This window comes from Kocuria kalidii, from assembly GCF_044462225.1.
GTDB lineage: Bacteria > Actinomycetota > Actinomycetes > Actinomycetales > Micrococcaceae > Kocuria > Kocuria kalidii.
In genome coordinates this window covers 82,355-101,833 of sequence record NZ_JBISWJ010000028.1, presented here as the reverse complement: position 1 = coordinate 101,833, position 19,479 = coordinate 82,355, and the positions used below count along the sequence as shown (strand labels likewise).

Here is a 19,479-nt window from a genome sequence, read left to right as displayed (position 1 = left end):
CCGCCCTCCCCGTGCCGACCTGCGCCGACCCGTGCAGATCCGCAGGGATCCGTGGAGACGCGGACCGGGGCCTCAGGCGGGGGTGCCGGTGCCGGGGTCGGGGATGTCGGCCCAGGGGTTCTCCACGCCGATGTACTGGGTGGTGGTGTACTCGTGGAGGCCCTCGGCCCCGCCCTCGCGGCCCAGGCCGGACTGCTTGACGCCGCCGAACGGGGCGGCCGCGTTGGAGATCACCCCGACGTTGAGGCCCATCAGGCCGAACTCGATGCGGTCGCCGATGCGCAGGCCGCGGGAGATGTTCTCGGTGAACACGTAGGAGGCCAGCCCGTACTCGGTGGCGTTGGCCAGCTCCACGGCCTCGTCCTCGTCCCGGAACGTCACCACGGGGGCGACGGGGCCGAAGATCTCCTCGGTCACCGCGCGGGCGTCGGTGGGGACGTCGCGCAGCAGGGTGGGCTCGAAGAAGTAGCCGGGCCCGTCCACGCGCTTGCCCCCCACCACGACCTTCGCCCCGCGCTCGACGGCGTCGGTGACGAACTCCTCGACGGAGTCCCGCGCCTTGGCCTCGACCATCGGGCCCACGGACACGCCGTCGTCCACGCCGTTGCCCACGGTCAGGGCGCCCATCTTCGCGGCGAGCTTCTCGACGAACTCGTCCACCACGTCCTCGTGCACCAGCAGCCGGTTGGCGGCGGTGCAGGCCTCGCCCATGTTGCGCATCTTCGCGGCCATCGCCCCGGCCACGGCCTTGTCGATGTCGGCGTCCTCGAAGACGATCAGCGGCCCGTTGCCGCCCAGCTCCATGGAGGTGCGCAGCACGTTGTCGGTGGCGGCCTTCATCAGCTGCTTGCCCACCGGGGTGGAGCCGGTGAAGGAGACCTTGCGCAGGCGCGGGTCGGCCATGATCGGCTCCGAGACGGAGGAGGCCGAGGCGGAGGAGACCACGTTGAGGACCCCGGCCGGCAGACCCGCGTCCAGCATGATCTGCGCGAAGTACTGGGAGGTCAGCGGGGTGAGGCGGGCGGGCTTGAGCACCATGGTGCACCCGGCGGCCACGGCCGGGGCGACCTTGCGGGTGGCCATCGCCAGCGGGAAGTTCCACGGGGTGATCAGCAGGCACGGGCCCACCGGCTTGTGCGTCACCAGCATCCGCAGGTTGCCCTCGGGGGTGTCCAGGTAGCGGCCGTAGTCGCGCACGGCCTCCTCGGCGAACCAGCGCAGGAACTCACCCCCGTACTTCACCTCACCGGCCGCCTCGGCCAGGGGCTTGCCCATCTCCAGGGTCATCAGCAGCCCCAGGTCCTCGGCGCGCTCCTGCACCAGGTCGAAGGCCCGTCGCAGGATCTCCGAGCGGACCCTCGCCGGGGTGCGGGCCCAGGACTCCTGGGCGTCGGCGGCGGCGTCCATCGCCGCGGCGGCGTCCTCCCGGGTGGCCGAGGCCATGGTCGCGATGACCTCCCCCGTGGCGGGGTTCTCCACCTCGAAGGTGGACCCGTCCGAGGCGTCGCGCCACTGCCCGTTGATCAGCAGCCCCGTGGGGGTCTTGGCCAGGACCGCGGCGATGCGCTCCGTCATGCCGGGGCCCGCGGGGGCCTTGTCCGTGATGCTCATGTATCAGCCTCTCTGAGTCGACGCGGCAGGTCACCGGGCACCGGTGCCCCGTTCAGTGCGTCAAGGGGATGGTCGGGCGGCCGGGCGACAGCTCCGGGCCCGTCCGTCCATCGTATGGCTCCGGCGTACGGATGGCTCCGGCGTACGGCTCCGGACGCGGACCCGGACCCGGCCGGGGCGCCGGCACCGTGTGCCGGCGAGCGGGGGCCGGGATTCCCCGTTCCCTCGACTCCCTCGGCCCTTCCAGGCTAGCGCCGGGGAGACACAGCAGGGTGCTGTAGTTCTCCCGGGTCCTTGGGCAGTCTGCACAGGTGCGGGCGGCGGGCTACGGAGTGCGGCGATCCGTCCGGTCGGCGAGACGCAGGGCGATCCAGAGCTCCGCGCGCAGCTGCGGGTCGTCCACGGACCGGCCGAGCGACTCCTCGATCTCCTGCAGTCGCTGCTGCAGGGTGTTGCGGTGGATCCCCAGGGCCTCGGCGGTTCCGCTCCGGTTGCCGTTGTGCGCCAGGAACGTGCGCAGCAGGGGCAGCCGCCCGCTCCGGAGCAGAGGGCGCAGCAGGTCCCGCGCCCAGGCCCGTGCGGTCTCGGGCGGGAGGAGGCCTGCGAGGCCGCCGTCCACGAGGTCGTCCCACGTGCCGACGCGCTGCCGGTCCGTGGTCCGCTCCAGGGCCTCCAGGGCCTCACGGGCGCTCCCGTCCGTCTCGTGGACCGTCGACGGGCCGCCGATGCCGGCCCGCAGCCCCGAGGACTCGGCGGCGGCCCGGACCTCGGCCAGCCGGTGCGGGACGTCCTCGAGCAGCACCGCGGCCGTCTGCTCTCCGGTGGGATCGGTGGCGGGTTCCCCGACGAGGACCGGCCTGACGCCGTGGCCGGTGGGCGTCTCGAGGCGGCGCAGGCCGTCCCGCAGCTGCTCGGGACCGCCGCGCAGGCGCGCCACCCGCACCCGGGACGCCGTCGACCACGGCACGTCGTCCGCGACGGCCAGCACGGCGTCGGCCGACCGCACCTCGCCGTTGAGCAGCAGGGCCAGGGCGCCCGCACGGACCCGGCGCCGGAACAGCGCGTGCTCCGCGGTGCGCCCGGCGTGCAGCGAGAGCAGGGCCACGGCGGTGGCGACCACGCCCGTGCGGACCGGGTCGACCGGGCCGGGCAGGGCCACCACGAGGTAGCTCTGCGGGACGCCGTCCACTCCGAGGGGATGGACCACCACCGCGCCCGCCGGCCCGGACTCGCTCAGCGACCCGCGCAGCCCCGCGGGACGCAGCCGCTCGACGAGCTCGGTCAGCGTCCGGCCCGAGGGCAGCTCGGGGGGCTCCGGTCCGGAGCGCTCCAGGACCTGGGCGTCCGCCGCGCAGACGCCGGCCCAGCCGCCCCCGAGCACCGCCACCAGGGCGCGGACCACCCGGGCCGGGCCGTCACGGCCCACCGCCGCCCGTGTCAGGCGCCGCTGCTCCGACAGCATCGTCTCGAGGGCGGTGCGCTCCTCCGCCGCCTGCATCTCGGCCGTGGCGCGGATGATGCCCAGGAAGGGTGTGCGCTCGGGCACCTTGAACAGGGTCAGCCCGGATTCCCGGCACGCGGAGACGAGCGGGTCCGGCACCCCGCGGTAGGACAGCCGTTCCCCCGTGCCCAGCCCCAGCGCCACCACGCCCCGGTCGGTGAGCCGGCGGACGTACTCGTCCCAGGAGTGCGCGCGGGCGGACGCGTGGATGCCGGTCAGCAGGAGCACCTCACCGCCCTCGAGGTACGGGGTGGGGTCGGCGAGCTCGCTGGTCACCACCCAGCTCACCGGCAGGTCGGACCCCACCTCGACGACGGGCTCCAGGCCGAGCCCGGGCAGGCCGAGCACCTGGCCGACCGTGACCATGGGTAGACCTCCTCCTCCTCGGCGCGCCGGGGACAGCCTAGGCCGGCCGTTCCCGGAGCGGTGGCCGTGTCAGGACCGGTCCCCGCCGCGCCGGCGCTCGACCTCGGCCACGAGCCGGTGCTCGGCGTCGGGGCCGGGCCGGATCCCGGTGGGGATCCGCAGCAGGAACACGAGCCCCAGCAGCCACCACAGCCCGAAGATCGTCCAGGCGGGCGCGCTCAGGAAGGCGGGCATCCCGGGCACGTACAGGCTGATCAGGGCGAGGCACAGGACCACCGAGAGCACACCGATCGCCGTGCCGCCGTGGCCGCCGCCGCCGATCCGGAAGGGCCGCTCCATGTCCGGCTCCCGCCGGCGCAGGATCACGAACACCACCGAGACCAGGGCGTAGGCGATCACGATCGAGGGGGAGCCGGAGTCCACGAGCCAGCCGAGCATCTCCGCGCCGAAGAACGGCGCGACGAAGGACACGGCGCCGATGAAGAGCAGGGCGTTGGCCGGGGTGCCGTACTTCGGGTGCAGCCGGCCGAACCACAGCGGCACCATCCGGGAGTTGCCGAGCGCCCACAGCAGGCGGGAAGCGCCCATGAGCAGGGAGTTCCAGGAGGTCAGGATGCCCGCGAGGCCCCCGGCGATCAGCAGGTTGGCCACGATCGTGCTGTCGAAGGCGGAGCCCATGGCGTCGGCCACGGCGATGTCCGCGCCGGAGAGGTCCTCGGCGGACATGGACGCGGAGGTGGTGAGCACGACCATCACGTACCAGGCCGCCGCGAGCAGCACCGAGACGATGATGGTCCCGCCGAGCTTCTTCGGCGGGAGGTGCATCTCCTCCGAGACCTGGGGGATGACGTCGAAGCCGACGAACAGGAACGGGACGGTCACGAGCACGAGGAAGAAGCCGGCCGCGCCGGGGGTGAAGAACGGCTCCATGGTGGCCGCGGAACCCTCGGTGAAGGCGCCGAAGAGCATCATGAGCCCCACGATCAGCAGGAACAGGATGACGAACATCTGGACCACGGAGGCGTGCTTGACGCCGCGGATGTTGATCCCGGTGATGAGGACGGCCGCCAGCGACCCGACCAGTGCCCAGGTCAGGTTCACCTCGAAGCCGGCCACCGTCCACAGCGGGATCTGGCTCAGGCCCGGAAAGATGTACTGGGCGGTGCGGGGCACCGCGACGGCCTCGAAGGCGACGATGGTGATGTAGCCGCCCGTGATGGCCCAGGAGCCCACGAAGGCCCAGCGCGCGCCCATCCCGCGCAGGAGGTAGTTGTGCTCCCCGCCCGCGTACGGCATGGCGGCGACCAGCTCGCCGTAGACCAGGCCCACGACGGCCATGATGAGCCCGCCGGCGACGAGGGCCAGCACGGCGCCCATGGTCCCGGCCTCGGCGAGCCAGTCGCCGGTGAGGATGACCCAGCCGAAGCCGATCATCGCGCCGAAGCCGAGGGCGATCGCGTCGAGGCGGCCCAGGACCTTCTTGAAGCCGTGGTCCGCACGGTCCGGGGCGGCCGGCGTGGCACTCCGGGGATCGGTGGTGCTCATGGGCGTTCTTCCTTCTGTCGAGGACACCGGGGTGCGGTGCCCGGCCGGACCCGCCGCGCGGCACTCCCGGCGGCGAGGGCACAATCTATACAGGGATTGTTTCGTTTCTGTGTGCCGCCTGGAAGGGCCGGGCGGAGGCTCGGGGCGGAGCGGCGCGGACTAGGCTGTTCCCGGAAGAACCGTTCCCGACGAGAGGACCCGGACGATGGACAACCTGGACAACCTGCCCAGTGCCTCGGTGGAGGAGATCCCGGAGGGCGCGCGCGTCCTGGACGTGCGCGAGGACGAGGAGTGGGAGGCCGGGCACATCGACGGCGCCCAGCACATCCCGCTGCGGCAGCTCCCGGAGCGCTACGGCGAGGTGCCCGTGGACGAGGACGTGTACGTGATCTGCCGTTCCGGCGGCCGCTCCCTCAAGGCGACGGCCTACCTCCAGCAGTACGGTTTCGACCCCGTCAACGTCCTGGGCGGCATGGGGGCGTGGATGGACGCCGAGAAGCCCATGGTGTCCGAGACGGGCGAGACCCCGACCGTCCGGTGAGATACGCCTACCTGGGGCCCGCCGGGACCTTCACCGAGGCCGCGCTGCTGGGCGTGGAGGGCGCCCGCGAGGCCGAGCGTCTGCCCGTGTCCTCCGTGCCCGTCGCGCTGGCGGCCGTGCGCTCCGGCGAGGTCGACGCCGCCATGGTGCCCATCGAGAACTCGGTCGAGGGCGGTGTGACCGCGACCCTCGACGCGGTGGCCACGGGCAGCGAGCTGCGCATCGTCCGGGAGGCGCTCGTGCCCATCAGCTTCGTCCTCGTGGCCCCGCCGGGCACGGCGCTCGCCGACGTCCGCGCCGTCTCCACGCACTCCCACGCCTGGGCGCAGGTGCGGGGCTGGGCGGACGAGCACCTGCCGGGCGTGGACTACGTCCCCGCGTCCTCCACGGCGGCGGCGGCCCTCGCGCTGCTCCCCGGCGGGCCGGGGCGCGAGGAGCCGGGACGGAGCGCCGGCTTCGACGCCGCGGTCTGCTCGCCCGTGGTCGTCGAGCAGCACCCCGAGCTCGAGGTGCTGGCGGAGGACATCGGCGACAACGGCGCGGCCGTCACCCGGTTCGTCCTCGTGGCCCGGCCGGAGACGCCCCTGCCGCGGCGCACGGGGGCCGACCGGACCACGCTCGTCGTCCCGCTGTGGGAGGACCGTGCCGGTGCCCTGATGGAGATCCTCGAACAGTTCGCGACACGGGGGGTCAACCTCTCCCGGATCGAGTCCCGCCCCACGGGCAACTTCCTCGGGGAGTACTTCTTCAGCGTGGACGTGGACGGGCACATCCTGGACGCCCGGGTGGCGGACGCCCTCGAGGGGCTGCGCCGGGTCTGCCCGAGCACCCGTTTCCTCGGCTCCTACCCGCGGGCCGACCACAAGGTGGCGACGGTCGCCCGGCACCACTCCGACGGCGCCTTCCGGGAGGCGGAGGCCTGGGTCGCGGCCCTGCAGCGCGGCGCCGACCACGGTCCGCGGACCCCGCCGGCACCGGAGGTCGCCGGGTCCGCGTAACGCGGGGACGCGCACCGCCCCCCGCTTGTTAGCAATTGCGAATACATGCACCATGGGGAGTGCGGGCGCGTCCGTGCCCGCGATCTTCAGCCGGTGTCGATCGACCCCCCGGGTCGGGACCGAGCCCGACCGGAGGTGCCACCATGCCCGCTCCCGCCGTCCGCCGACTCGCCCTGTCCGCCGCGTCCGCCGTCCTGGCCTGCTCGCTCGCCGCCGCGCCGGCGGCGGCCGCGCCGCCCGAGCCCGTCCCGGTCGTGCGTGCCGAGCTGGGCCCGGCCCCCGTCGTCGGGGGCCCGCAGACCGTCGACGAGCACGACCTCGTGCCCGCCTCCCGGATCCTCCCGGTGCCGGGATCCTCGTCCGTGGACGGCGGGCAGGGCCCGCTCGTGGCCGTGGGGCTGGCCCTGCTCGCCCTCGTGGGCGCCTTCGTGGCGGGACTGAGCCGCCGCCCCGAGCCTGTGGACTGAGCGCCGGGTCCGGGCACCGGTCCCCGTGCCCGGGCTCAGTCGCCCTGCGACGGTGGCACCCGCACGGAGAGCACGCCGGGCAGGATCTCGGACTCGAAGCCGCTGATCAGCCCGGTGCCGTCCCCGTCCATCTGGGACTCGATGGGTTCGTGGAACTCCACGCGCACCTTCTGCGCGGCGAAGAACTCGATCACGGGCAGGTCGCGCCGCTGCCGGAACACGACCTTGGCGGCCATCAGCGCCCATTCGAGCGTGCTGCGCGGGGACATCACCACGAGGTCCAGCACGCCGTCGTTGATCTTCGCCTGCGGCACCAGGATCAGACCCGCGGTCAGGATCCCGCAGTTGGCGGCCATCACGGAGCGGACGCGGCGGCTCTGCCACTCGCCGTCGTCGATCCGGAACCGGGCCCACCGCGGGGGCGCGATCAGGTGGCGGACGCCGGCCTCGCCGTAGGCGGCCCACCCGACCAGCTTCTTGAGCTCGTCCCTCGTGTCCGTCATGATCTGGGCGTCGAAGCCGGCCCCGCCCATCACGCAGAACGCGTGCTCCCGCACGGTGCCGTCCTGGAGCTCCACCTGGAACGTGGCCATGTCGATGGCCCGTTCCGCCCCGAAGAGCGCGATGTCCACGTTGCGGTGCGGATCGCCGAGGTCGGCGCCCAGGTTGCGGGCCAGGAGGTTGCCGGTGCCCAGGGGGATGAGGCCCAGCGGGGTGTCGTGGCCGACGAGGGTCTCCGCCACGGCGCGCACGGTGCCGTCGCCGCCGGCGGCGATGATCAGGTCGAATTCCTGCTCGAGGGCCTGCAGGGTCATGGCGGTGCCCGGGTCGTCCGCCGCCGTCTCGAAGAACACGGGGTCCGGGAGCCCGCCCTTGCGGCACCCGATGATGACGGCGTCGCGGGCGACGTCCGAGTCGGCCTTGATGGGATTGATGACGACGGCGACCCGTTTGGGGGCCACGGCGGTGGCGGTCACGAGCGGACTCCTCGGTTGGGCGGCGCCGGGGGACCGGCGGCACCGTGCGGTGGGGACGGCGGTCCCACGGCACGGCGCCGCGGACCCGGAGCGCCGGGCGGACCGCGGCGGGCCTCCACCCTAACCCGGCCGGGCCCGGGGGACTTGGGTACCCTGTCAGGGTGATCGACATCAACGAGCTCCGTGAGAACCCCGACCTCTTCCGTGCCTCGCAGCGTGCCCGCGGGGCGGACGTCTCCCTGATCGACCGGATCCTGGAGGCGGACGTCGAGCGCCGCAACCTGATCACCGAGTACGAGTCCCTGCGGGCCGAGCAGAACGCGTTCGGCAAGCAGGTGGCCCGAGCCCAGGGCGACGATAAGCAGGCGCTGCTCGCGGAGGTGAAGGAGCTGGCCGGCCGGGTGAAGGAGGCGCAGGCGGCCTCGGAGGCCGCCCGGGCCCGGCAGGACGAGCTCGTCGCCGTCGTGGACAACCTCGTCCTCGAGGGCGTCCCCGCGGGGGGCGAGGACGACTACGTGCTGCTCAGGACCGTCGGGGAGCCCCGGGACTTCGCCGCCGAGGGTCTCGACCCGCGGGACCACCTCGAGATCGGCGAGCTCGTGGACGGCATCGACATGGAGCGCGGGGCCAAGGTCTCCGGCGCCCGGTTCTACTTCCTCAAGCGGGACGTCGCCCGGCTCGAGACCGCCCTGCTGCTCATGGGCCAGGACCAGGCCGTGGACAACGGGTTCGTCCCCATGACCACGCCGAACCTCGTGCGTCCCGAGATCATGAGCGGCACGGGCTTCGACGTCGCGCACTCGGACGAGATCTACCACGTGGGCAAGGACGAGCTGTACCTGGTGGGCACCTCCGAGGTGCCCCTCGCCGGGTTCCACGCCGACGAGATCCTCGACCTCGCCGACGGGCCGCTGCGCTACGCGGGGTGGTCCTCCTGCTACCGCCGCGAGGCCGGCTCCGGCGGCAAGGACACCCGGGGCATCATCCGCGTGCACCAGTTCAACAAGCTCGAGATGTTCGTCTACTGCTCCCCGGACGACGCCGAGGCGGAGCACGCCCGGATGCTCGCGTGGGAGGAGGAGATGCTCGCCAAGTGCGAGCTCGCCTACCGCGTGATCGACACCGCCGCCGGGGACCTCGGCACCTCCGCCGCCCGCAAGTTCGACTGCGAGGCGTGGGTGCCCACGCAGGGCAGGTACCGGGAGCTGACCTCGACCTCGAACTGCACCACCTACCAGGCGCGCCGGCTCAACATCCGGGAGCGGCTGCCCGGGAGCACGGACGCGGCCGGCAGGGCCCGCAAGGGCGGCACCCGCACGGTGGCCACCCTCAACGGGACGCTGGCGACCACGCGGTGGCTGGCCGCGATCCTCGAGACCCACCAGCTGGCCGACGGCTCGGTGCGCGTCCCCGAGGCGCTGCGGCCCTACCTGCGCGGCCAGGAGGTCATCCCCGTCCGTCGCTGAGCCGCCGGACGGCGTTGGGCTCCCGTTCATCTCACATCGAAATCTCGGCCACCCTGTCGGTGTGATGTGGCACCATGACCCGCATGACAAAAGAAAAGACCGCTGGCACCGAGGACCAGCACGAACTCGTCGGCATCAACTCCACCGTCCCGCTGAAGGTCGAGCACTCGGAGGACCTCAGCGACACGGCCGGCGGCACGACGGCGCCCGCGCGCTCCGCCGCCGACGTCCGGGTCCCGCTCAAGGTCCAGCCGCCCCGCTCGAACGGGTGGAAGAAGGAGGCGGGCGTCCGCTACCTGGTGGCCCTCGACGTCGACGGAACCCTCGTCGACCACGACGGCCACATGTCCCCGACCGTGCGCGATGCCGCCCGGGCCGTGATCGGGGCCGGCCACCACGTCGTCATCTCCACCGGCCGCTCCAAGGGCGCCACCCTGCCCGTCGTGGAGCTCATCGGCCAGGAGCGCGGCTACGCGGTGTGCTCCAACGGGGGCATGACGCTCGAGCTCGACCCGGAGCTGCCCGACTACCACCGGGTGCTCGAGTGCGTCTCCTTCGACCCCGGCCAGGCCCTCGAGGCCCTCGAGGAGCGCCTGCCCACCGCGAAGTTCGCCCTCGAGACGGAGGACGGGTCCTTCTACTCCACGGAGCGCTTCCAGGACGCGTCCTTCGGCATCGAGGCGCTCGGCGTGGATCTGCGGGAGCTCGCGCGGATGAAGGCCGTGCGGATGGTCGTGTACAGCACCGAGCACACCCCGGAGGAGTTCGCCCTGGCGATCGACGAGGCCGGACTGCACGGCGTCACCTACTCCGTGGGCTGGAGCGCCTGGCTCGACATCGCCGCCAACGGCGTCTCCAAGGCCAGCGCCCTCGAGCAGATCCGCCGCCGGCTCGGCGTGGACCCGTCCCACACGGTGGCCGTCGGCGACGGCCGCAACGACATCGAGATGCTCGACTGGGCCGCCCGCGGTGTCGCCATGGGCCAGTCCCCGGACGAGGTCGCGGCCGCCTGCCACGAGGTGACCCACACGGTCTACGAGGACGGGGTCGCCCGCATCCTGCGCTCGCTCCTGTAGGGCCCGGGGCGGCGACCACGACGTCGTGCGCGTGCCGGGGCCGGTCCGTGCCCCGCTCCTGCCGCCGGACGACGCCCCGTTGTGATCCGGGTCACCTCCATGCCACCGAGTGATAAGGTGGCCCGGACCGGGTGACGACGTCGTCGACGACGACCGAGAGGTGTGCCGTGATCGCGTACGTGTCCGACCGTTGGGAGCAGATCCTCTTCGCCAGCTGGCAGCACTTCTCGCTGGTCGTCCAGTGCCTGGTCCTCGCCACGCTGCTGGCCGTGGGCATCGCGGCCCTGTGCTACCGCTCGCCCCGGCTGACCGCGGTCGCCAACAACCTCTCGGCCGTGGGGCTGACCATCCCCTCCTTCGCCCTCATCGGCCTGCTCATCGCACCGCTCGGCTTCGGGGTGACCCCCGCGGTCGTCGTCGTCACCTTCTTCGCGGTCCTGCCCGTGCTGCGCAACGCGGTCGTGGGGCTCGCCGGGGTCCCGCAGGCCACGGTCGAGGCCGCGCGCGGGCTCGGCATGGGCCGCGCCGCGACCTTCCTGCGGGTCGAGCTGCCGATGGCCTGGCCCGTCATCCAGGCCGGCATGCGCGTGTCGGCACAGATGGTGATGGGCGTGGCGGCCATCGCCGCCTACGTGCTCGGCCCGGGACTGGGCGGCTTCATCTTCTCCGGCCTGTCCCGGCTGGGGGGCGCCAACTCCTTCGCATCGGTCGTCACCGGCGTCGTCGCCGTCATCGTCGTCGCACTCATCCTGGACGGGCTGCTCGTGCTGCTCGGCCGACTCACCACATCGCGAGGTATCCGTGTCTGACTCCGTGCGCACACCCCCTGCCGATTCCGCCGCCTCGGGCGCCCGGATCCTGCTGGAGAACGTCTCCAAGCGGTACCCCGGGCAGGGCCGGGCCGCTGTGGACGGACTGACGCTCGAGATCCCCGCGGGCAGCATCGTGATGCTCGTGGGCCCCTCCGGGTGCGGGAAGACGACCACCCTGAAGATGATCAACCGGCTCATCGAGCCGACCGACGGCCGGATCGTCATCGGCGACCAGGACGTGACCTCGATGAACGGGGACGAGCTGCGCCGCGGCATCGGATACGTGATCCAGGCCGGCGGGCTGTTCCCGCACATGAGCGTGGCCACCAACATCGGCATGGTCCCGAAGATGCTCGGCTGGGACAAGCAGCGGATCGCCGCCCGCGTCGACGAGCTCCTCGAGCTCGTCTCCCTCGATCCGGCCGTGTACCGCGACCGCTACCCGCGGGAGCTCTCCGGCGGCCAGCAGCAGCGCATCGGGGTGGCCCGGGCCCTGGCCGCGGACCCGCCCGTGCTGCTCATGGACGAGCCGTTCGGTGCGGTGGACCCCATCACCCGCCAGCGGCTCCAGGACGAGCTCATCAACATCCAGCACGAGCTGCAGAAGACCATCGTGTGCGTGACCCACGACTTCGACGAGGCGGTCAAGCTCGGCGACTGGATCGCCGTCTTCGACGAGGGCGCCCGGGTGGTGCAGTACGACGCGCCGGAGCGCATCCTGGCGGAGCCGGCGGACGAGTTCGTGGAGGACTTCATCGGCTCGGGCGCCGGCCTGAAGCAGCTCACGCTGACCCGGGTCCATGAGGTCGACCTCGTCCCCGCGGTGACCGCACGGCCCGGCGAGGACGTCCGGGCGGTGCTCGAGCGGGGGGACCGGGCGGGCACCGGGGACGTGGTCGTCGTCGACGACCGCGACCGCCCGCTGTCCTGGCCGTCCCGCCGCCAGCTGGAGCGCTTCGACACGGTCCCCGGGACCCGGAACGACCGGCTGCCGCTGGTCGGCACGGGCGCCACCCTCAACGACGCCCTGGACACGATGCTCGTCTCGAGCACGGGGGCGGCACTCGTGGTGGGCGCCAGGGACCGCTTCGAGGGCGTGATCTACGTCGAGACCGTCATGGCCGCCATCACCGAGGCCCGGCGGTCCGTGGCCGCCGCGGACGCACCCCTGGGGCACAACACCGGCGAGATGCCCACGGTGCCCGCCGGCGGGGGAGGGGACGGGCGATGAGCACCCGGACGGACGTGCCCGACGCCACCGCCCCCGACCCGGACGCCGAGCAGGAGCCCGGAGCCGGGGCGGAGCCCCAGGCGGCGCCGGCCGACGCCGACCGGCGCAGCTGGAAGGGCCTCCTGCTCCAGCCCCTGGCCATCCTGGTGGCGCTGGGCCTGCTCGCCCTGTGGCTGTCCACGGCCGAGCTGACGGAGACGGAGGCCGTGACCCTGAGCCCGGCCTCGCTGTGGAGCTACACCCTGGAGCACCTGCAGCTGACCGTCGTGGCCACGGTGGTGGTCCTGCTCATCGCGATCCCCGTGGGCATCCTGCTGACCCGCGGACCGCTGCGCTTCCTGACCGGTCCGGTGATCGCGCTGGCGAACATCGGTCAGGCCGCCCCCGCAGTGGGCCTCATCGTCCTCTTCGCGTTCTGGTTCGGGTTCGGCTTCCAGGCCGCCGTCGTCGCGCTGATCGTCTACGCGATCCTGCCCGTCCTGAAGAACACCATGGTCGGGCTCGACGGCGTGGACCGCAGCCTGGTCGAGGCCGGCCGGGGCATGGGGATGAGCGCCGCCTCGGTCCTGCTCCGGGTCGAGCTGCCCCTGGCCGTGCCGGTCATGCTGGCCGGTGTGCGCACCGCCCTGATCCTGGTGGTCGGCACCGCGACCCTCGCCACGTTCGTCAACGGCGGCGGGCTCGGTCTGCTGATCACCACCGGGGTCAACCTCAACCTCGTGCGGGTGCTGATCGCCGGGTCGATCCTGGTGGCACTGCTGGCGCTCGCCATCGACTGGATCGGCCGCGTCGTGGAGCACGTCGCGCGTCCGAAGGGACTGCGATGAGAACTCCCCGTGCCGCGGGCGGCGTCCTGCTGCTCTCCTGCGCCGGCCTGCTGCTGACCGGTTGCGGGCTCGAGCCCTCCACGGCCTACGTGCCCGACGCCGAGCCCGGCTCCATCCAGCCCGTCGCGGGCGCGGAGGACGCCGAGGTGCGGGTGACGTCGAAGAACTTCACCGAGCAGCTCATCCTCGGCAAGATCGCGGTGCTGGCCGTGCAGGCAGCGGGGTTCGAGACGGAGGACATCACCAACGTCCCCGGGTCCCAGCCCGTCCGGGAGCTCATGCTCACCGGCGACGCCGACCTCACCTTCGAGTACACCGGCACGGCCTGGCTGACGTACATGGGCAACGAGACGGGCATCCCGGACCAGCAGGAGCAGTGGGAGGCCGTGTACGAGGCGGACCTCGACAACGGGCTCACGTGGGGCGAGCCCGCCGCGCTGAACAACACCTACGCCATGGCCGTGCGCTCCGAGTACGCCGAGGCGAACGGGCTGGAGACGGTCTCGGACATCGCGAACCTGCCGGTGGAGGAGCGGACCTTCTGCGTCGAGGCGGAGTTCAACTCCCGCAGCGACGGGCTGACCCCGATGCTCGCCCACTACGACCTGGACCGCGGCAGCGAGGTGCCGGAGGACAACATCGGCATCTACGACACCGGCGCCATCTACTCGGCGACCGACGACGGGGAATGCAACATCGGCGAGGTCTTCTCCACGGACGGTCGCATCCCGGCCCTGGACCTGACCGTGCTCGAGGACGACCGGCAGTTCTTCCCCGCCTACAACGCGGCCCCGGTCTTCAACACCGAGCTGCTGGACGAGTTCCCCGAGCTCGAGCAGGTCCTGGAGCCCGTCTCCGAGGCCCTCACGGACGACGTCATGCAGGAGCTCAACCGGCAGGTGGACGTCGAAGGGCGCGACCCGGCCGACGTCGCCTACGAGTGGATGATCTCCGAAGGGTTCATCGTCGAGCCCTGAGTCCCGCCGCCCGCCGGCCCGTGCCGGGCCGGGTCGCACAGGTCCAGCAGCCGGGCCGCCGCGGGCCGGGCGTCCCACTCCTCCTGCCACAGGGCGCGCGCCACCGCCTTGGAGACCGCCTGCGGGCTGATGCCCAGCTCCGCGGCCACGACCTTCTGCTGACCGCGGGCCCCCGGGACGAGGAGGTCGACCACGCGCCACTCCGCGTCGGTGCGCAGCGCCACGATCCGGCCCAGCAGGCGCAGCACGGACTGCGCCTGCGCCGCGGCCGGTTCGTCGTCCGCGCGCACGCACACCGGCACCCGGCCGGCGGGGGCGGCGGCCTCGGCGGCGCGGCGCGCGTGCACCGTCCCGGGGCCGTCGGCGCGCAGGCCCGTCCTCCCCTCGGGATCGGTCGCGGTCTCGAGCCGGACCGGTCCCACCCCGATCCCCACGCTCCACGTCCCGCCGCGCAGTCCCGCGAGCGCCGCGGAGACCGCGGCCGCGGGGTCGACGGTGATGCCCTGCACCGCGTGCTCCCGGGCGCGCTGGAACGGCACCACGGTCTCGAGGTCCGCGAGGCGGCGCAGGAGACCCGGCACGAGGTCGCCGGTCTCGCGGCGGCGCTGGTCCAGGGTCACGACGTACACGGTCCCAGTATCGGGCACGGGGGCCGCCGGGGCGCGGGGGCGCGGCCGGGACTCACTCCCAGAAACGCGGTTCGATGTCGGCGCCGCGGGCGAGGAGCTCGTCCTCCAGGGGCTCGCGGCACACCAGGGGCAGGCGCAGGCAGCCGATGCGGTCGTCGGGGCCGAAGTAGGCGGTGAGCCGGTCGAAGCCCTGCCGGAACCGTGCCAGCTCCTTGGCCGTGCCGGCGGCCTCCGCCAGGTCGGCGTCGGAGCCGAGGACCCAGAAGGAGTCCGGATCGGTCAGCTGGAGCAGTCCCACGGACGCCCCGGCGTCGTTGTTCTCGGTGCCGGCCCAGCCCGGGACGCGCAGCCACCCCCCGGGTGCCGCCGCGCCCAGGGCGGGCGCCACGGGGTCGTACTCCCACGCCCGGGCGCGTTGCAGCCACTCGGGCGGCACCGGCAGGTAGAGCGGGCCGTCGAGGTCCACGGGCCACCGTGCGGCGGCGAACGCCCCGGCGTCCACGCGGTCCCAGAAGCGGTCCGCCGTCAGATCGGTGCCCACGCTGTTGAGCGCCGCCCCCGGCTCGTCCTGCCGCATGCCGTGCCAGTAGGTGGGGCGGGTCACGACCTCGGCGCGCCGCAGCAGCGCGTCCAGCTCCTCGAGGTGGGCGGGCTCGCCGAGCACCACCGTCCGGGACTCGAAGTGCAGGACGTAGGGCACGCGGCCGGGGCTCACGGCAGCCCTGCGGGCAGTCCGCGGCGGCACAGTCGGGTGAAGCGGCCGAGCACCTGCAGCGCCTCCGGGGTGGCGGGCAGGTAGTCGGTCAGGGCGGGGGAGCGCACCACCACGGCGCACCACTGCCCCCGGGAGACCGCCACGTTGAGCCGGTTGGGCGAGAGCAGGAACTCCATGCCGCGGGGACCGTCCGCGGCCGAGGCGGCCATGGACACGATCACGACGGGGGCCTCCTGGCCCTGGAACCGGTCGACGGTGCCCACGCGGACCCCGCCGCCCTCGTCGTCCCGCAGCCCGGCGGCGACGAGCTCGCGGGTGATCAGCTCGACCTGGGCGTTGTACGCGGCCACCACGAGCACGTCCTCGGGGTCCAGCGGCGTGAACGCGGCGTCCGGACCGGGGCGCCACGGCGTCCCGGCGAACTCGCGGGCCAGCTCCACGACGCGCCGGGCCTCCTCGGGCGAGGCCGTGCGGTTGCCGGTGTGCTCGACGTAGCAGGTGCGCAGGCCGGGGGGCACGCCGGCGAGCTCGCGGCGGCCGGCGGCCGGGGCGGAGCCGAGCCGCCCGGCGTAGGAGAGCTCGGAGACGGGCTCGCACAGGGCGGGGTGCATCCGCCAGGTGCGGTCCAGGAAGTAGCCGAACTCGGCGGGCAGCGTGGGCGCGCCGCGGGAGAGCCAGCCCAGTGCCGACTCGTCCACGGGCAGGGGGTGGGTGCCCTGCGAGACCTGCGGCAGCTGCTGCGGGTCCCCGAGCAGCAGCAGGCGCCGGGCCGCGCGGGACACGGCCAGGGTGTTGGCGAGCGAGTACTGCCCCGCCTCGTCCACGACGAGCAGGTCCAGGGCCTCGTCGTCGAGGTTCCCGGCGTTGGAGAAGTCCCACGCGGTGCCGCCCACCACGGCGCCGCCCTCCGCGAGGAACCCGGCGAAGTCCTTGCCCGGGACCTCCTGCCACGGGGCCGTCCGGTCCGCGGGCCGGCCGGCGGGCGGCTTCTTGCCGACGCGCTCGGGCGCGACGCGGCCCTTCTGCAGCACTCCGGTGAGCAGGTTCTCGACGACGGCGTGGGACTGCGCCACCACCCCGATCCGCCAGCCGGCCTCCACGAGCCGCCCGATCACGTGGGAGCCGAGGAACGTCTTCCCGCTGCCGGGAGGGCCCTGGACCGCCAGGAAACCCTGGTCGAGGGACTGCAGGGCCCGCACCACGGCGTCGATCGTGCCGTCGGGTCCCTCGTGCGGCCGGGGCAGCCCGCCCCCGTCCGCGGGCCGGGGCGCCCGGCGCAGGAGGAGCTCGACGCCCGGCTGCCCGGGCAGCCCCGGCAGGGCGTCGGCCGTGCGGGCGGCGAGGGACTGCAGCGACTCCTCGAGGGAGCGGGTGGCGAGCGGGCGCCCCGGGCCGAGGGCGAGCGGCAGGTCCGTCCAGGGCTCGGGTGCCGGGGCGTCCTTCGGCTTCCGCAGCCGCTCCCGCACGGTGAGCACCGCCGTCCCGTCCTCGTGCTCCTCGAGGGCCTCGAGCGCGGCGGTCCAGTCCCCGGCGCGGCCGCTGCCCCGCTGCGCGGCCTCCTCGGTCAGATGGGCCGGGGCGGGGGGCCCGTACATCAGGAACAGCCCGGTGGCTCCGGGCTTCACGGTCGAGCCCTCGCCGAACCGGCCCGTGAGGCGCAGGAGCCGGGTGGGCGCAGCGCTGCCGCGCTTGGCCGGGTCCCTCGCCCAGTCCTCGACCACCTCCGCCCGCTGGGCCACGAACACGTCGCGGGTGTCCTCCCAGTCCTCGGCGGGTCCCTCGAGGCGGTCGAAGTGGGACCACCAGTACTGCTTGCGCTCGCGGCGGTGGTAGCCGGTGGCGGAGGCGACCATCGCGACGGCGGTGCGCTCCACCTCGGTCAGGCCCTCCCGTGCCGCGGGATCCTCCAGGTACTCGTGCAGGCGCTGCTCGGCGCCGGTCATCCCGGCGTCCGGCAGCTGCTCGGGCAGCCCGAGCCGGTCCTGGACGGGGCGCCGCGGGTGGTCGGCCGGGTCCGGGGAGATCCCGGCGAGGCCGAGCAGCCAGTCCCGCAGCCGCAGGGTCGAGAGGCAGTCGTACTCGTTGTAGTCGGCGATCCCGCCCAGCAGCCGCTGCGCCGCCTCGTCCCGGCCGGCGTCCCGGGCCGTGCACCAGTCGGCGTAGGCGACCACCGAGGCGCCGGCGTCCACGACGTCCCCGGTGCGCAGGTGCTCGCCCATGTAGAGCGGCTCGAGCTTCTTGATGGAGTACGAGCTCTCCGACAGCCGCAGGCTTCCCCGCACGGTGTCGTAGAGATCGACCAGGACGTTCTCGCGCAGCAGCTCGTCCACGGCGTCCTCGCCCACCGCGTGCACGAGCGAGAGCCGGCGCAGGGCGGCCTTCTCGTAGTCGGCGTAGTGGTAGACGTGCATCCCCGGGAAGCGTTCGCGCCGCTGGGCCACGTAGTCCAGGAACGCCCGCAGGGCGTCCCGCTCCTGGGCGCGCGAGTGCGCCCAGAACGGCCGGAAGACGGGGGCGGCACCCGGCGACGGCGGCTGCTCGACGACGCCGAAGAGGTACTCGAGCCCCCAGGACGTGGGGTCGTCGGGGTCCTGCCACAGCGGGTCGCCCTCGAAGTCGAAGAACACGTCCCCCGGGTCGGGGGCGGGCAGCCGCCGCACCGGCTCCGTGGTTTCGACCCGGTAGGCGACCCGGCGCGTCCTCCCGTCCGCCGGGTACTCGACGGCGCCGTCCTCCCCGCCCCGGCCGGTCTGCATCGCGGCCTGGTCCCGCAGCCGCCGCACGGCGGCCGGGAGCCTCCCGCCCTCGAGCACCGCGAGCTCGTCGATCGTGCGCACCCCGTGCCGGTCGCGCAGCGTGCGGCGCGTCCGCACGGACATCCCCGCGGTCAGCAGCACGTCCCGGTGCGCCGCGACCGCCCGGGCGCAGCGCTCGCAGCGGCCGCAGCGGGCGACGTCGTCGTCCCGCCAGTCCACCGGGCCGGTCCGTGCCCGGTGCGCGGCCGCGGCGGCGACGAACCGTTCGCGGCGCTCGCGGTAGACCGCCAGGTGCTCGGAGACGGGGAAGACGGCCTCCCGCTGGTCGCCGAGGACGAGGGTCACCTCGGGGGCCACGTCCACGCCGGCCCGCTCGAGCTGGTCGGCGTAGGCGGCGAGCTGGAGCAGGGCGGTGACCTTGGCGTGCCGGGCGAGCTTCGTGTCGTGCACCGCGTACGCGCCGCCCGGGCGGCGGACGAGGAAGTCGGCGCGGCCGTGGAAGCCGCCGTCGAAGAAGGAGGCCTGGAAGACGACGTCCGCACCGGCGCGCAGGGCGCCCAGGGACTCGTCGTGCTTGGCCGTGAGCTCGGCCCGGTCCATGCGCGCGGCCGGTGCGACCTCGTGGACGCCCCGCCCCGTCACCGCGTCCCAGGGCCCGAACGCCTCCAGGTGGGCGGCCAGGACCCGGTGCTCGTGGGCGTCGCCCAGCTCGGCCGTGCGGGCGAGCATCGCGTCCCGCTCCTCGGCGTGGCGGGGCGCCCGCCCCAGCTTCTCGTCCAGGACGCACAGGCTCGCGTAGGGGCACTCGGCCGCGCGCACCAGGTCGCTCGCCGAGAAGACGAGGTCCGCCTCGGGGCCCAGCAGGAACATGCGCTTCCTTCCGACGGCGCCGGGTCCGTCCCGGGTCCGGCTCCATCGAACCACAGGGACCGGACGTCACAAGCCGGGAGGGCCGCGGGCCGGCCGGCAGGGCCTGCGGGCCGG

16 protein-coding genes are annotated in these 19,479 nt (G+C 73.8%); 9 read left to right on the top strand and 7 right to left on the bottom strand.

Annotated elements, in window-relative coordinates; genetic code table 11:
* Positions 1–72: 72 nt before the first annotated feature.
* From ACH9D3_RS04860 to ACH9D3_RS04850, 3 genes are all read right to left on the bottom strand, one after another.
* Entirely contained in the window at positions 73–1,611 is a 1,539-nt protein-coding gene (locus ACH9D3_RS04860; protein WP_396410060.1) for an NAD-dependent succinate-semialdehyde dehydrogenase, read from the bottom strand.
* Between the two features lie 325 nt (positions 1,612–1,936).
* The gene (locus ACH9D3_RS04855) at positions 1,937–3,478 is read right to left on the bottom strand and encodes a PucR family transcriptional regulator ligand-binding domain-containing protein (protein ID WP_396410059.1); all 1,542 of its coding nucleotides are present in this window, start codon (positions 3,476–3,478) and stop codon (positions 1,937–1,939) included.
* 69 nt (positions 3,479–3,547) lie between these two features.
* On the bottom strand, positions 3,548–5,023 hold the full coding sequence (locus tag ACH9D3_RS04850) for an APC family permease (RefSeq protein WP_396399577.1): 1,476 nt from the start codon (positions 5,021–5,023) through the stop codon (positions 3,548–3,550).
* 205 nt (positions 5,024–5,228) lie between these two features.
* On the opposite strand from ACH9D3_RS04850, the gene ACH9D3_RS04845 reads away from it, so the two are divergent.
* From ACH9D3_RS04845 to ACH9D3_RS04835, 3 genes are all read left to right on the top strand, one after another.
* Entirely contained in the window at positions 5,229–5,564 is a 336-nt protein-coding gene (locus ACH9D3_RS04845; RefSeq protein ID WP_396361654.1) for a rhodanese-like domain-containing protein, read from the top strand.
* Complete coding sequence (gene pheA / locus ACH9D3_RS04840) at positions 5,561–6,562, top strand: prephenate dehydratase (RefSeq protein ID WP_396410058.1); 1,002 nt, start codon at positions 5,561–5,563, stop codon at positions 6,560–6,562. The genes ACH9D3_RS04845 and pheA overlap by 4 nt, the downstream gene beginning before the upstream one ends.
* A 143-nt stretch (positions 6,563–6,705) precedes the next feature.
* Positions 6,706–7,029 carry a hypothetical protein gene (locus ACH9D3_RS04835; protein WP_396399574.1) on the top strand — a complete coding sequence of 108 codons (324 nt, stop codon included), beginning with the start codon at positions 6,706–6,708 and terminating at the stop codon, positions 7,027–7,029.
* Positions 7,030–7,064: 35 nt separating this feature from the next.
* Here ACH9D3_RS04835 and ACH9D3_RS04830 read toward each other — a convergent pair whose 3' ends face one another.
* Complete coding sequence (locus ACH9D3_RS04830) at positions 7,065–8,006, bottom strand: diacylglycerol kinase family protein (RefSeq protein ID WP_396410057.1); 942 nt, start codon at positions 8,004–8,006, stop codon at positions 7,065–7,067.
* Positions 8,007–8,167: 161 nt separating this feature from the next.
* Here ACH9D3_RS04830 and serS point away from each other — a divergent pair, with 161 nt between their 5' ends.
* From serS to ACH9D3_RS04800, 6 genes are all read left to right on the top strand, one after another.
* Positions 8,168–9,472 carry a serine--tRNA ligase gene (gene serS / locus ACH9D3_RS04825; protein WP_396410056.1) on the top strand — a complete coding sequence of 435 codons (1,305 nt, stop codon included), beginning with the start codon at positions 8,168–8,170 and terminating at the stop codon, positions 9,470–9,472.
* 74 nt (positions 9,473–9,546) lie between these two features.
* Positions 9,547–10,548 (top strand): HAD family hydrolase, encoded by a 1,002-nt coding sequence (locus ACH9D3_RS04820; protein ID WP_396399571.1) that lies wholly within the window; start codon positions 9,547–9,549, stop codon positions 10,546–10,548.
* A 167-nt stretch (positions 10,549–10,715) separates the two neighbouring features.
* Positions 10,716–11,357, top strand: a complete 642-nt coding sequence (locus ACH9D3_RS04815; protein ID WP_396399570.1) for an ABC transporter permease — start codon at positions 10,716–10,718, stop codon at positions 11,355–11,357.
* 4 nt (positions 11,358–11,361) lie between these two features.
* Complete coding sequence (locus tag ACH9D3_RS04810; RefSeq protein ID WP_396410055.1) at positions 11,362–12,591, top strand: ATP-binding cassette domain-containing protein; 1,230 nt, start codon at positions 11,362–11,364, stop codon at positions 12,589–12,591.
* Complete coding sequence (locus ACH9D3_RS04805) at positions 12,588–13,418, top strand: ABC transporter permease (RefSeq protein ID WP_396399568.1); 831 nt, start codon at positions 12,588–12,590, stop codon at positions 13,416–13,418. Before ACH9D3_RS04810 ends, ACH9D3_RS04805 begins: the two co-directional genes overlap by 4 nt.
* Positions 13,415–14,395, top strand: coding sequence for a glycine betaine ABC transporter substrate-binding protein (locus ACH9D3_RS04800; RefSeq protein ID WP_396399567.1), 981 nt, complete (start codon positions 13,415–13,417; stop codon positions 14,393–14,395). Before ACH9D3_RS04805 ends, ACH9D3_RS04800 begins: the two co-directional genes overlap by 4 nt.
* Here ACH9D3_RS04800 and ACH9D3_RS04795 read toward each other — a convergent pair.
* Genes ACH9D3_RS04795 through ACH9D3_RS04785 form a run of 3 tightly spaced genes read right to left on the bottom strand, consistent with a single transcriptional unit; the run spans position 14,353 to position 19,365 of the window.
* Positions 14,353–15,024 (bottom strand): hypothetical protein, encoded by a 672-nt coding sequence (locus ACH9D3_RS04795; protein ID WP_396410054.1) that lies wholly within the window; start codon positions 15,022–15,024, stop codon positions 14,353–14,355. The genes ACH9D3_RS04800 and ACH9D3_RS04795 overlap by 43 nt on opposite strands.
* A 52-nt stretch (positions 15,025–15,076) precedes the next feature.
* On the bottom strand, positions 15,077–15,739 hold the full coding sequence (locus ACH9D3_RS04790; RefSeq protein WP_396410053.1) for a hypothetical protein: 663 nt from the start codon (positions 15,737–15,739) through the stop codon (positions 15,077–15,079).
* Complete coding sequence (locus ACH9D3_RS04785; protein WP_396410052.1) at positions 15,736–19,365, bottom strand: TM0106 family RecB-like putative nuclease; 3,630 nt, start codon at positions 19,363–19,365, stop codon at positions 15,736–15,738. Before ACH9D3_RS04785 ends, ACH9D3_RS04790 begins: the two co-directional genes overlap by 4 nt.
* Positions 19,366–19,479 lie beyond the last annotated feature (114 nt).